The sequence below is a fragment of the Parafrankia elaeagni genome (assembly GCF_000374165.1).
Taxonomy (GTDB): Bacteria; Actinomycetota; Actinomycetes; order Frankiales; family Frankiaceae; genus Parafrankia; species Parafrankia elaeagni.
This window is the reverse complement of record NZ_KB893742.1, coordinates 1-13,779: the sequence shown is the minus strand read 5'-3', so window position 1 is coordinate 13,779 and position 13,779 is coordinate 1. Positions and strand designations below refer to the sequence as shown.

At 71.2% G+C, this 13,779-nt stretch carries 7 protein-coding genes and 1 pseudogene; 5 read left to right on the top strand and 3 right to left on the bottom strand.

The window, feature by feature from the left end:
• Positions 1-288 precede the first annotated feature (288 nt).
• The 4 genes and pseudogenes from B207_RS40755 to B207_RS0121825 form a co-directional block, all read left to right on the top strand.
• Positions 289-381: pseudogene (locus tag B207_RS40755) on the top strand (IS5/IS1182 family transposase); the annotation flags it as partial.
• 291 nt (positions 382-672) lie between these two features.
• Entirely contained in the window at positions 673-2,022 is a 1,350-nt protein-coding gene (locus B207_RS0121835) for a DUF6351 family protein (protein WP_018638726.1), read from the top strand.
• Between the two features lie 605 nt (positions 2,023-2,627).
• Positions 2,628-6,185, top strand: a complete 3,558-nt coding sequence (locus B207_RS0121830) for a proline dehydrogenase family protein (protein ID WP_018638725.1) — start codon at positions 2,628-2,630, stop codon at positions 6,183-6,185.
• Between the two features lie 391 nt (positions 6,186-6,576).
• Positions 6,577-8,796, top strand: coding sequence for an NADP-dependent isocitrate dehydrogenase (locus tag B207_RS0121825; protein WP_026311308.1), 2,220 nt, complete (start codon positions 6,577-6,579; stop codon positions 8,794-8,796).
• Between the two features lie 197 nt (positions 8,797-8,993).
• Here the strand turns inward: B207_RS0121825 and B207_RS0121820 are convergent, their stop codons facing one another.
• Entirely contained in the window at positions 8,994-10,070 is a 1,077-nt protein-coding gene (locus B207_RS0121820; protein WP_018638723.1) for an aromatic ring-hydroxylating oxygenase subunit alpha, read from the bottom strand.
• Between the two features lie 767 nt (positions 10,071-10,837).
• On the opposite strand from B207_RS0121820, the gene B207_RS0121815 reads away from it, so the two are divergent.
• Entirely contained in the window at positions 10,838-11,098 is a 261-nt protein-coding gene (locus B207_RS0121815) for a hypothetical protein (protein WP_018638722.1), read from the top strand.
• A 70-nt stretch (positions 11,099-11,168) separates the two neighbouring features.
• Here B207_RS0121815 and B207_RS34860 read toward each other — a convergent pair whose 3' ends face one another.
• Together B207_RS34860 and B207_RS34855 are read right to left on the bottom strand one after the other, a co-directional pair.
• Positions 11,169-12,179, bottom strand: coding sequence for an alpha/beta hydrolase (locus tag B207_RS34860; RefSeq protein ID WP_018638721.1), 1,011 nt, complete (start codon positions 12,177-12,179; stop codon positions 11,169-11,171).
• 295 nt (positions 12,180-12,474) lie between these two features.
• Positions 12,475-13,482, bottom strand: a complete 1,008-nt coding sequence (locus B207_RS34855; RefSeq protein ID WP_018638720.1) for a P-loop ATPase, Sll1717 family — start codon at positions 13,480-13,482, stop codon at positions 12,475-12,477.
• Between the last annotated feature and the right edge of the window lie 297 nt (positions 13,483-13,779).

The window sequence follows — 13,779 nt, the reverse complement described above, 5'->3', positions numbered from 1 at the left end:
GGTATCACCCCTGGTCGGAAGACGCTTGGTGACCGGGCGGACGGTGATTTCGGGGTCCTGAACCAAGATCAAAGGGCTCTTGTCGTGGTCCGTTAGATCCACCGAGATCCCTGGCGGAAGGCATCTTCTGTCTCTGCCGCCGGTTGATGCTGCCGCTTCAACCAGCGTCGGGCCGCGACATGTCGACCGGACGGGCTGCCCGTCGCTTCGGCTCGAGCTGTGTCGACCCGCCGTGTCGAGGCGAAGGCATACCGTCTCGGTGATCGTGGACGCGGCCGGCCTCCGGTAAAAGGGGGCAGCCCGACTGGTCCGAACCCGGTCGATCGCGGCAAATCGGGCTCGACAATCCGTGTTCTGACCGACGGGGCCGGGCTGCCGCTGGAAAGTTGAGAGATCCCTCGCCCGGCTCCGGTGGCTATTGCCGTCTGACTCTGCGTTACGAACGCAACGGCCACAACATCCCCGGGTTTCCCGCCTCGTCGCCGCGATCACCTGTTGGAAGAACTCCCGCACGAGACGTGAGGGGTGTTCTTAGGTTGACCTGCCATGACCGGCCCGCTATATTCCGTATATTCGTCCGAGAGTTCGTATATACGGAGGCGATTCATGGTAACCCCCCCATTACGCTTACGCTTACGTTCGCGCTCCGCGCGAAGCGGGGCGCTGGCTGTCGTGCTGGCTGTCGTCCTCGTCGTTACGGGACACATCGCCGCGACGCCGGCGGCGGCCGCCGAGGACGTCCCGGTCACCACGACCAACGGACTGCTCCCCGACGGCATGGACTGGCGGATCACCATGCCGGACCGCGGGTGGAACGGCACGCTGCTTCTGGACCTGGACTTCGTCACCGGAGGAGTCGGCAGCAGCTACACCACGCTGTACAACCGTGGCTACGCCGCGGCCGGTGTCCGGCGGATCCCCTTCGACCAGGGCGGCCGTGATTCACGGGTGTCGGCGGCGCAGCTCATCCAGGTCATCGACGTCTTCACCAGAAGCTACGGCAAGCCTCGGTACGTGATCTCCACCGGCGGATCGTCCGGCGGCGTGGTCGCGGGATACGTCGCGGAACGCTATCCCGACCGGATCGACGGCGCCGTGGCGAACTGCACCACACCCGGATACATCCCGTACCTCACGCCCAGGCTGAGTTCCCTGTTCGCGGCGAAGATCTTCTTCGACATCAACCTGCCGATCGTCCAGCATCCAGGGACGAACTTCCAGGCTGACGCCAACAGCTGGCGGGCCGCCATCGACGCGGCGCAGGCCACCCCCGAAGGCAGGGCGCGCATCGCACTGGCGCTGACCCTGGGCCAGATGAACACCTGGACCAGCACCGCCCTGCCCCCGCCGGACATCAACAACCTCGACCAGGTGCAGGCGTACATGTACGACACGCTGCGCAACCTGTACTCCTTCGACGTCAACACACGCCGTAACCAGGAGCAGCAGGTCGGTGGGCAACCCTTCAACTGGACCACCGGGTTCGACTACCGGAAGATCTTCTACCAGCAGACCCTCCCCGAGCAGCAGGCGGCGGTGCGCAAGTTCTACCGGCAGGCCGGGCTGAACCTTGACGCCGACCTGGGGACGATCAACGACTCTCCCCGGATCGCGGCCGACCCGGCCGCCGTCGAGGAGATCCACCTTCACGGTGACTACACGACGAAGCCGAAGCGACCCTTTCTGATGAACAACCTGGTCGGTGACCCGCTGATACAGCCGGCCGCGAACTTCGGGTATGTCCAGGAAGCGACGAAGCACGGCAAGGGAAACCTCGTAAGGCTGATCCACGTCAACGGCGCCGGCCACTGCTCATTCCGGGCCAACGAGTCCGTGGCGGCCATCGAGATCATGAACGAGCGCGTGCGCACCGGCGTCTGGCCGAGCACGGCGCCCGCCGCCCTGAACCATCGCGCCACCAACATCAACCCGGATCTCGTGCCGCGCTTCACCGAGTACCGGAACCCTGATTTCGCGGGCGGGTTCTGGGCGAACGACAAGTACAGGGTTCCGAGGAAGTAGTCGCCAGAGAATCTCCAGGCTCTCTCGGTCAGGGTTGTGTGGGGCTGTTTCCGAGCCCGGAACTCTGACCCTGAGAGCGCTTCACGAGATCATCTCCAGGTGGGCGCGACAGCCGAGCAGGCGCTGGATCCGGAGGCTCCCGCCAGACTCCGGTGTCACCTCCGCTGGTTGGACCAGGTGGAATCCGGGGTTTCAGGGGGTCGGTGAGTCTGGTCGTGGCTGGAGTGTTGTGGCGGACGCCGCGCTGGTCGGATTTCTTCACGGGGTACTCCCTGTGGCCAGTGCGGCGGACGACCCGGGGTGGGCCCGTTCGCGGCGGGTGCCGGGTCTGGTGGGCCGTCGAGCCGGCCCGACCGGCGACCTGGCCGGGCCGTCGGTGCGGGAACCCCTGGGCGCGCTTCCCGTGGGCGCGCTTCCCGTGGGCAACCGGTGTTCACAAAGATAGTCAACGATGTTGACTCCCCTCCACCTCGTTAATGATCTTGGGGGCGGGCGTGCCGGCTGGGTAGGAGGCGGACGTAAGGTCCGGTGCCGGTTCCGGGAGGTGGGCGGCGACCACACTGGACAGGTCCATGGCAGTGCCGAGAAGGACCTGGGGGCGCCTGATGACCGCGGCTCGCAGCACCACCGAGTCCGAGCTTTCCGCCGTCGCGGACGAGGCGGTGGAGCTTGCCCGCCGCTGGGTGGCCGAGGCCGCGGACGAGCCGGTTGATGCTGCCGCGGCGCGGCTGGCGGGGGTGTTGCGGGAGCCGGGGGGCCTGGCGTTCACGGTCGGCTTCGTCGACGGGGTGATCCGGCCCGAGGACCGGCGGGTCGCGGCGCGGAACCTGGCCCGGCTGGCGCCGTCCGCGCCCGGGTTTCTGCCCTGGTATCTGCGGGGAGCGGTCCGTGTCGGCGGGGTGGCGGGGCCGGTGGCGCCGTGGCTGGTGATCCCGGTCGCCCGCCGCGCCCTGCGGGGCATGGTGGGGCATCTGGTCGTCGACGCCACCGAGCGGCGGCTGGGGCCGGCGATCGCGGCGGCGCGCGGGCCGGGCGTGCGGCTGAACATGAACCTGCTGGGCGAGGCGGTGCTCGGCGAGCGGGAGGCGGCCCGGCGGCTGGCCGGCACGAGGGCGCTCGTCGAGCGGGCGGACGTCGACCATGTGTCGATCAAGGTGTCGGCGAGTACGGCCCCGCACGCTCCCTGGGCGTTCGAGGAGACGGTCACCCAGGTGGTGGAGGCGCTGCGGCCGCTGTACGAGCGGGCGGCGGCGACTCGTCCGTCCACGTTCATCAACCTGGACATGGAGGAGTACCGGGATCTGGACCTGACGATCGCGGTCTTCACGGCGCTGCTCGACCGGCCGGAGCTGCGCCGGCTGGAGGCCGGGATCGTCCTGCAGGCCTACCTGCCCGACGGGCTGGGGGCACTGGTCCGGCTGGGGGAGTGGAGCATGGCCCGGGTCGCGGCCGGTGGCGCCCCGATCGCGGTGCGCATCGTCAAGGGCGCGAACCTGCCGATGGAGCGGGTCGAGGCGTCGCTGCGCGGCTGGCCGGCGGCGCCGTACGGCTCCAAGGAGGAGACCGACGCCAACTACAAGCGGCTGCTGGAGCACGCGCTGCGGCCGGAGCGGGTGAACGCGGTCCGCATCGGCGTCGCCGGGCACAACCTGTTCGATCTCGCGTTCGCCTGGGTGCTGGCCGGGCGGCGCGGGGTCCGGCACGGGCTGCGGTTCGAGATGCTGCGCGGGATGGCCCAGGCCCAGGCCCGGGTGGTGGCGCGTGAGGTTGGCGGGCTGCTCCTCTACACCCCGGTCGTGCGGCCGGCGGAGTTCGACGTCGCCATCGCCTACCTGGTCCGGCGGCTGGAGGAGGGGGCCAGCCGGGAGAACTTCCTGTCGGCGGTCTTCGACCTGGCCGGTGACGGTCTGCTGTTCGCGCGGGAGGAGCGGCGGTTCCGCGCCTCCCTGGCCCGGCTGGAGGCGGAGCTGGCCGCCCCGCCGGCTGCGCACCGGACGCAGAACCGGCAGCTCCAGTCCGTGGGGCCGGCCGCGGTCAGCCCCGGAGCGGATTCCGGAGCGGATTCCGGAGCGGTTTTCCGGAACGCGCCGGACACCGATCCGTCGCTGGCGGCGAACCGGGCCTGGGCGCGGCGCATCCTGCTGCGGGCCGCGGCGTCCACTCTCGGCGCCGACCTGGTCGAGCGGGCCGCCGTGCGGATGCGGGCCGAGCTCGACGAGGTCCTCGCCGGTGCGGTGGCGGCCGGTCCCGGTTGGGCGGCGCTCGGTGGGGCGGGGCGCGCGCAGGTGCTGCTGCGGGCCGCCGACCAGCTGGAACGCTGCCGCGGTGAACTGGTCGAGGTGATGGTCGCCGAGGCGGGCAAGACGGTTGACCAGGCCGATCCGGAGGTGTCGGAGGCCGTCGACTTCGCCCGTTACTACGCGGCGCGCGCCGCGGAGCTGGACGACGTCGACGGGGCGGTGTTCAGGCCGGTGCGGCTCACCGTGGTGACGCCGCCATGGAACTTCCCGGTGGGGATCCCCGCCGGTTCCACGCTGGCGGCGCTGGCCGCCGGTTCGTCGGTGATCCTCAAGCCGGCAGGTCCGGCTCGCCGGTGCGGCGCGGTGCTGGCACGGGCGCTGTGGGCCGCCGGGGTGCCCCGCGACGTCCTGCGGCTCGTCGACGTCGACGAAGGGGAGCTCGGGCGGGCGCTGGTCAGCGACCCGCGGGTCGACCGGCTGCTGCTGACCGGGGCGTTCGAGACCGCCGAGCTGTTCCGCTCGTGGCGTCCCGACCTGGCGCTGCTGGCCGAGACCAGCGGCAAGAACGCGATCGTGGTCACCTCGAGCGCGGATGTCGACCTGGCCGTCCGGGACGTCGTCGCCTCCGCCTTCGGGCACGGCGGGCAGAAGTGCTCGGCCGCCTCGCTGCTCATCCTGGTCGGCTCGGCGGCACGGTCGCGCCGGCTGCGTGACCAGCTCGTCGACGCGGTGGGCTCGCTGGTCGCCGGGCCGGCGCACGAGGCGACGTCGCAGGTCGGCCCGCTGATCGAGCCGGCGTCCGGGAAGCTGCTGGCCGCGCTGACGACGCTCGGGCCCGGCGAGCGCTGGTTGGTGCGGCCCCGCCGGCTGGACGCCGACGGCCGGCTGTGGTCGCCGGGGGTGCGTGACGGTGTGGCCCGCGGCTCGGAGTTCCACCGGACGGAGTACTTCGGCCCGGTGCTGGGGATCATGACGGCGGCGGATCTCGCCGAGGCTGTGGAGATCCAGAACGACGTGGATTTCGGGCTGACCGCGGGGCTGCACTCCCGCGACGCCGACGAGCTGGCCTACTGGCTGCGGCACGTCGAGGCCGGCAACCTGTACGTGAACCGGGGCATCACCGGGGCGATCGTCGGTCGTCAGCCCTTCGGCGGCTGGAAGCGCTCGGCGGTCGGACCGGGCACCAAGGCCGGCGGCCCGACCTACCTGTACGCCCTCGGCGACTGGACCGGCCGGCCCAGCACCGCCGCCGCCGATCTCGGGGCCGCGGCCCGCCGGCTGCTCGGCGCGGCTCGGGAGGTCGCTGGGGCTCGGGAGGTCGCTGGGGCTCGGGAGGTCGCCGGGGCCCGGGAGGTCGCCGGGGCCGGTGGTGTTGCGGCGTCCGCGCTGGCGGGGCTGGAACGGGCGCTGCGCAGTGACGCCGTGGCCTGGGCGGATGCCTACGGCGTGGCGCGGGAGGTCGGCGGGCTGGCCGTGGAGCGCAACGTGCTGCGGTACCTCCCGGTGCCGGTCGAGATCCGCCTCCCCGAGACCGGCGGGATCGTCACGCTGGTGCGGGTGGTGGCCGCGGGGCTGCGCGCCGGGTCGGCGGTGCGTGTGTCGGTCGCCGGGCGTCTCCCGGAGCCGCTGCGGGTGGCGTTCACCGAACTGGGCGTGCCGTGGCGGGAGGAGACCGGCGCGGACTGGCTCGCGGGGGTCGCCCGGGCGGCGGCGCGGCGCGCGGAACTGCGGCTGCGCCTGGTCGGTGGGGACGCCGGTGCGGTGGCGGCGGTGACCCGCGGCCGGCCGGAGATCGTCGTCCACGCCGGCCCGGTGACGGAGAGCGGGCGCCTGGAACTGCTGCCGTTCCTGCGGGAACAGGCCGTCAGCCTGACGGCGCACCGTTTCGGCACGCCGGACGGCCTCGTCGACGGCCTGCTCTGAGGGCTGCTCTGATCCGTTCTGATCCGCGTATCCCGCCGCGGGCGGGGTCTGCCCCGGATGAAGGGAACCCTGCCCGCCATGGCATTTGTCGCGACGTCAGCCGAAACTAGTTAGGCTTGCTTAATAACTTCCGCGTGTGCCGCCGGCCGGGTGCGGTGCCATGACGGCTGCCCTGTCCCGCCGGGGGCGGGCCCGGACCCGCCCCCGGCGGCGAGCCGGCCTGCCAGCAGCGCAAACTGTGGCGCGGCGGGCCGGAGGGCGGCGACAGTGGATGGCCGGGGCGGGGTGGGGACGAGCTGTGCCACACGCGTCCATGTCCGCCGCCCGGGCACGGGACGGGCAGGGCATACCTTGATACGACACGAAGTAGTAGACGCGAAGCGGAGTATCGGTGACTGATTCGGTGATCATCTACACGCAGACCGACGAGGCGCCCGCCCTGGCGACGTACTCGTTCCTGCCGGTGGTGCAGGCGTATGCGTCGACGGCCGGGGTCGGCGTCGTGAGTCGGGACATCTCCCTGGCCGGGCGGATCATCGCCAGCTTCCCGGAGCACCTCGACCCGTCCCAGCGCATCGATGACGCGCTCGCCGAGCTCGGTGACCTGGCGAAGACGCCCGAGGCGAACATCATCAAGCTGCCGAACATCTCGGCGTCGATCCCGCAGCTGCGGGCGGCCGTCGTGGAGCTGCAGCAGCAGGGCTACGCCCTGCCGGACTACCCTGACGACCCGAAGACCGACGAGGAGCGGGAGATCCGCGCCCGGTACGACCGGATCAAGGGCAGCGCGGTCAACCCGGTGCTGCGCGAGGGCAACTCCGACCGCCGCGCCCCCGCCTCGGTCAAGGGCTACGCGCAGTCGCACCCGCACCGCATGGGTGCCTGGTCCGCCGACTCGAAGACGAACGTCACGACCATGGGCGCCGACGACTTCCGCAGCACCGAGAAGTCCGCGGTGATCGCCGCCGACGGCACGCTGCGCATCGAGCTGGCCGGTGACGACGGCACCACCACGGTGCTGCGCGAGGCCGTGCCGGTGCTCGCCGGCGAGGTCGTCGACGCCTCGGTCATGCGGGTGGGCCCGCTGCGCGAGTTCCTCACCGCGCAGGTCGCCCGGGCGAAGGCCGAGGGCGTGCTGTTCTCCGTGCACCTGAAGGCCACGATGATGAAGGTCTCCGACCCGATCGTCTTCGGCCACGTCGTACGCGCCTTCTTCCCCGAGACGTTCGCCCGGCACGGCGCCACTCTCGCCGCCGCCGGCCTGACGCCGAACGAGGGCCTCGGCGGCATCCTCAAGGGCCTGGCGGCCCTGCCCGAGGGTCCGCAGATCAAGGCCGCCTTCGAGGCCGAGCTGGCCGCGGGCCCCGCCCTGGCCATGGTCGACTCCGACCGCGGCATCACCAACCTGCACGTGCCCAGCGACGTCATCGTCGACGCCTCCATGCCGGCGATGATCCGCACCTCCGGCCACATGTGGGGCCCGGACGGCGCCGAGGGCGACACCCTCGCCGTCCTGCCGGACAGCAGCTACGCCGGCATCTACCAGGCCGTCATCGACGACTGCCGTGCGCACGGCGCCTACGACCCGGCCACCATGGGCTCGGTGCCCAACGTCGGCCTGATGGCGCAGAAGGCCGAGGAGTACGGCAGCCACGACAAGACCTTCGAGATCGCGACCACCGGCACGGTGCGTCTCGTCGACGCCGAGGGCACCGTCGTCCTGGAGCAGGCGGTGAGCGCCGGCGACATCTTCCGCGCCTGCCAGACGAAGGACGCCCCCATCCGCGACTGGGTGAAGCTCGCCGTCACCCGCGCCCGCGCCACCGGTGACCCGGCGGTGTTCTGGCTGGACGAGACCCGCGCGCACGACGCCCAGCTCATCACGAAGATCCGGGCCTACCTGCCCGAGCACGACACCGACGGCCTGACCATCGAGATCAAGGCGCCGGAGGAGGCGACGAAGTTCTCGCTGGAGCGGATCCGCCGCGGTGAGAACACGATCTCGGTGACCGGCAACGTGCTGCGTGACTACCTGACCGACCTGTTCCCGATCCTGGAGCTGGGTACCAGCGCCAAGATGCTCTCGGTCGTGCCGCTGATGAACGGCGGCGGCCTGTTCGAGACCGGCGCCGGCGGCTCCGCGCCGAAGCACGTCCAGCAGCTGGTCAAGGAGAACTACCTGCGCTGGGACAGCCTCGGCGAGTTCCTGGCGCTGGCCGTCAGCTTCGAGCACCTCGCGCAGACCACCGGCAACGCCCGCGCGCAGATCCTGGCCGACACCCTCGACCGGGCGACCGCGACCTTCCTCAACGAGGACAAGTCGCCGACCCGCCGCGTCGGCGGGATCGACAACCGGGGGAGCCACTTCTACCTGTCGCTGTACTGGGCGCAGGAGCTGGCGGCGCAGACCGCCGACCCGGCGCTCGCGCAGGCGTTCAGCGCGCTGGCGGAGACGCTGAGCTCGCAGGAGAAGACCATCGTGGACGAGCTGCTCGCGGTGCAGGGCTCGCCCGCCGACATCGGCGGCTACTACCAGCCCGACCCGGTGAAGGCCACCACGGTGATGCGTCCGTCGAAGACCTTCAACGACGCCATCGCCACCCTCGTCTGACCAGCTGGGCCGTCTGACCAGCTGGGGCGGGACATCCAGGGAAAGGGCCCCGGATCAGCGGGGGCCCTTTCCCTGCGGCCGCCGGCCGGTAGCCGGCGGCCGGCGGTCACGCGACGTCCTGCGGCCGCCGGCCGGTAGCCGGCGACCTGCGCGGCCGGGTGCCCTGCGGGCGGCGGCCAGTGCCCTGCGGGCGGCGGTCAGCGGGCGGCGGCCAGCGCGTCGGCGAGGGACTCGTGGCGGTGGTGCAGCCCCGGCTCGTTGCGGCCGAAGACGATGTCCGCCCGCGCGCCGGAGACCATGCTCTCCTGCACCCGGGCGGCGAGAGCGTAGTCCTCGTCGCGCACGGCGTCGTGCGCGTAGTCGAAGATCGTCCGCGCCGTCTCGGCGGTCGCCTCGTCACTGCAGTCCATGGACGACGCGTTCTGGTGCACGGTGACCGAATGGCCGGGGCGGTCGCCCGGATACACCCGGAAGATCTCGCCGTTCGCGACGGTCACCGACAGCACGATGTTCGGGAACAACGCGTAGATGAGTACGAAGTTGTTCAGCGGCACCCACTCTTCCTCGGGCTGGTTCGCGAGATCGCCGATGTGCTTCATCGGGAAGATCAACCGGTGGTGTGGTCCGTAGGAGTCGAACAGCGCACAGTTGCTCTTCGTGATCTGGGCGAAGGTGTCCTTGTGCACCGTGGCGAAGTGATAGCTCTCGGCGAAGGTGTCGAGCGCGAGCTTCCAGTTGACCGGTGCGTCCAGGACCTTCTCGCCGACCGGTGCCCAGTTCCCGATGCCCCAGGAGGCGAGCTCCGGGCCGAGCGGCCCCAGGTGGGAGTCGATGTCCAGCGGGCCGGCCTGCGGGTCCAGCCCCACCCACAGGAAGCCGGAGTGCTCGGCGGCGGGCAGCTCGGTGAGGCGGGCCCGGCCGTTCAGCGTCGCCGGGAAGCCCTCCCGGCCAGGACCGCCGACGAACTCGCCGCGCGCGTCGTATGTCCAGGCATGCCACGGGCAGACGAAACGCTCCGCGGTGCCGCAGCCGGAGGCGACCTGGGCCTGCCGGTGGACGCAGATGTTCTGGAAGGCGCGAACGGTCCCGTCCTCGCCGCGGGTCAGGAGCACGGGGACGTCCATGACCGTCTTTGTGCTGTAGCTCCCGGCGGTCGGCAGCTCGGAGCTGTAGCCGACCAGCTGGGGTGAGCGCCGGACGAGTTCGCGCTCTCTTTCGAACTGCTCCTGGCCGGTATAGGCCGTGGCCGGCACACCACCCTCCGCCGGCGTCATGTCGGTGGTTTTGTCGGTAGCTATTTTCAGTGCCCGTCGCGTGAGATCGACGAGTTCGTGGCGGTCGATGTGAGCCCTCCTAATTCGATGCGTCGGCATCCCGCGCGCCCGGGGCGGCGGGATGGGATCAGATAGACCGAATTGTATGTGGCTACCACCAACGGGCATTAGCCGGGCTAAGTCACCATGGCGACACCGAAGGCCGGGCGCTCCACAGCGTCACGGACTTGTCTGGCGGGAGTGGCGATCAAAGGTGTGGTAGGGCGGGCCGGTGTGGGCTTCCCGGTGGTCTGCCAGAGGTGACTGTCCCGTTGTGCCGGGACCTGTGGCACGGTCCGTCGTCCCGCGGGGGTGCGTCCGCTCGCCGACAGCGGACCACGGTCGGTGTGGCGCTGGTCACGTGCACTGCGGGGGGCGGTCGCCGGCCGGCCCGGGCGCCCGGGCCGGCCGGCGACCGGGCGGTGGACAATGCCGGCCGCCGGCCGCGGGAGTGTCGCGGCCGGCTGTCGGGGGGATTAGCGACAACGCGTGACGCGGGTCACGGAAACGTTCTCGGTGATCGGCGTCACGATTTCCCGGTGTCGCACGGGACTGCTTTCAAGCAATGTGTCCCACGGCATAGACGTGGCTTACATCTGGTGCGTCCCACCCTCGCGAATGCGGCCGACGTCACGCTCAGGAACGGGATTGCTGCGCCTTTCTGAGTCATTATTGATGGTGACGGCGGAAATTCGGCCGTCCTGTGGACACGTCGCCAGGAGGCAGCCGTGAACCTTCACCTCTCCGACCGCTCCGGTCTGTACCGGAAGCTCGCCGCCCGCCGCGCCGTCCGCCGCGAGCGGTACCTGTTCAACGAGATCCTCCAGTCCGGAGACGTCTCGCCGACGCTGCGGCAGGAAATCCAGGCCATCTACACCCGGCACACCGCCCAGCTCCCGGCGTCGACGCCGGACATCCCGCGCCAGAGGCGCGGCACCGACGCGGACGCCGGTCACTCCGACCGTTCCCACCACACCAGCCGCGGCTGAGCGCTCCCGCCGCGGCCGAGTGCGCCGCCCCCCTGCACGGGGCGCGCGCCGCCGCGAAGCGACTGTCGGCTCAGTACCGGATGTTCAACGCCGCGCGCAGGAACGTGATCTTCTCGTCCCGCTCGCGGCTCACCCCGGCGGCCCCGGCGGCTGCCACCGGGGGGCGATGCCGGCGGCGACCGCCCGGTGCACTGGTGCACCGGCCGGGCGCGCTCCCCGGCATCGCCCCCGACTGACTGCCCAGCTGGACGGGAACGCCCGCGGCGCGCAGCGCGTCCGCGTAGGCGACGCCCTGGTCGCGCAGGCGATCGTTCTCCACCACCGCCACATACGCCGGGGGGAGCCCGCGCAGGTCGGTGGCCCGGCCCGGCGCGGCGTACACCGGCACCTCGTCCGTTCCGGCGAGCTCCGCGCCGAGGTAGGCGTCCCAGCGGGCCGCGACGTCCGGGCGGTGACCGCCACGTGCCCCATGGGCCGGTTCCGGTGTCCGCGTGCCGGCGGCGTGCCGGTCGTCCAGCTCCGGGCGGTCCAGGCACTGGCAGCACAGCGCGGGCCCGCCGCGGTCACGGCTGAGCAGGGCCAGCGCGGCGGCCAGGCCCGCCCCGTTGTGCACCCCGTGCACGGCGATCCGCGCCGGGTCGACGCCGAGCCGGTCGGCTCGGCCGACCATCCACAGCAGGGCGGCGTAGCCGTCCTCCAGAGCGGCCGGATACGGGTTCTCGGGGGCCAGCCGGTAGTCGACCGCGATGACGACGGCACCGAGGCTCCGGCTGAGTTCGATGTTCGCCCGATGACCGGTGCCGAGCGCGCCGGCGACGAAACCGCCGCCGCGCAGGTGCAGGACGGCCGGGGCGGGGCGCGCGCCGATCAGCGGCGTGTAGATGCGCACGGCCACGTCCGGGGCGTCCGGCGGGCCGGGGACGCTGGTGTCCATGATGTTGACACCGGTCAGGTCGATCTCCCTGGTCGCGGCCAGGATCAGTTCGGTGGCGCGCGCACGGCTCGCCGTGATGTCGTCGAGGACGGCGTTCGGTGTGATCTCGACCAGCGTCGCGAGCTCGGCGTCGAAGCGGTAGGGCATCGCGTCCTCCAGCGCATGTGGCGGGCACCTGCGGTCTGAGATCGCCCCGGCGCGTTCCCAACCACTGCCATGGTCGCCCCCCGGTCCGGCCTCGGCGCTGTGAAACCCGCCGATCTGCCGGATCGGCATTCCGGGCCCCCTCGGGAGAGGAACATGCGCGGTGGCACCCCTGCTGCCGCGCGTAACAGCCGCGGCGCACAGTTCGGGCCGGCTGCCGCCGGTTCGGCCTCGGCCCCGGCCCGGTTCTGCCTCGGGCCCCGCCCCGCCCCGCCCCGGCCTGGTCCGGGGCGCGGGCTCAGTCCTGGGTGCCGACGTGCTGGCGGAACATCGGGTGCACGGCGAAGGCCGGCATGCCGCGGGTCGAGCTGTACGGCACCTGGATGTTCCCGTCCTCCCACTCCGCGGATGTCGGGCTGTACTCGCGCAGGAAGCCCACGTTCCACAGCACCTCGAGCAGCTGGTCGGGATCCCGGCCCGAGGTCCACCGGGTGGCCTCCCGGCTGATCCGCACCGAACCGGTGGCGAGGTCCAGCAGAAACAGTTCCAGGTCCTCCCGGGTCCACGTCGCCTGCCGCCCGCGGAACGCCTCGAACACGCTCAACAGGCCCGGGTACTGGAACCGGTACTCGGCCGCGATGTCACGGGTCCGCTCACCGGAGTAGGTGGCCTCCACGGCCGTGATGTCGCGGCGGGAGATCCGCAGCCCGCTGCGACCGTTGACCTGCTGGGCGTGGTCGAGCGCGTGGCTGCAGTACTGGATGATCTCCCGCGGCCGGCGCAGCGAGCGGTCGACGATGAAACGGAACGACCAGCGCGGAGCATGGAACGCCGCGGCCCAGCACCGGTCGTCGCTCGCCGCGGTCAGCCCGGGAACGGTGTGCCGGATGCGGCAGGCGATCAGCCGCCACAGCTGCGGCTCGTCCCAGCGCACCACCTCGATGAGGTCGCGGAACTTCTGTGCGTCGTCGTACAGGGCGGGAATGTTGTCGTAGAGCTCCTGGCGCAGCGACATGTAGACCCGCAGGCGCGGGGAGAGGTCGTTCAGCGCCATACAGGCCTGGAAAAGACCGGCGACGAAGGCCTGCGCGTCCTCGCTCGCGTCCCACCCCCGGTCGAGCTCGTCGACGAGAACGGTCACCCCGGCACGTGCGCACAGCCGGCCCAGTGGGACGAACAGGTGGTCCAGCTCCTCCAGCCGGTAAAGTTTCTGCAGCTCCCGCGCCCGGATTCCGCCTTCGATCCGCCCGACCTTCACCGACTCGATGCGCCGCAGATAGGACACGAACGCATCGAACGGTGTCACGCTGCCACCGTGGTGGTTGTCCAGGGCTGCGCAGAGATCGCACCAGGTTGTGATCAGTGACGTTCCGTAGCCACGTTGTGGGGCGCCTCAAGGTGCCTTGCGCGGAGCGGAGCGAGTTGGATGCGATCCCGCCACGCTCGCCCGGGATGGGCCGCACAAATCAAGGCCACGCACACCCGGATCAAATTCCGAGGAAACGACGCAGAGCTTCACCGGAGAAACTCCGGCAGCCGAATTACCGAAAACGTGGCCAGCCGTAGTGACGGAAGTGGCCTTCCAGTCGGATGATGAAAGCGC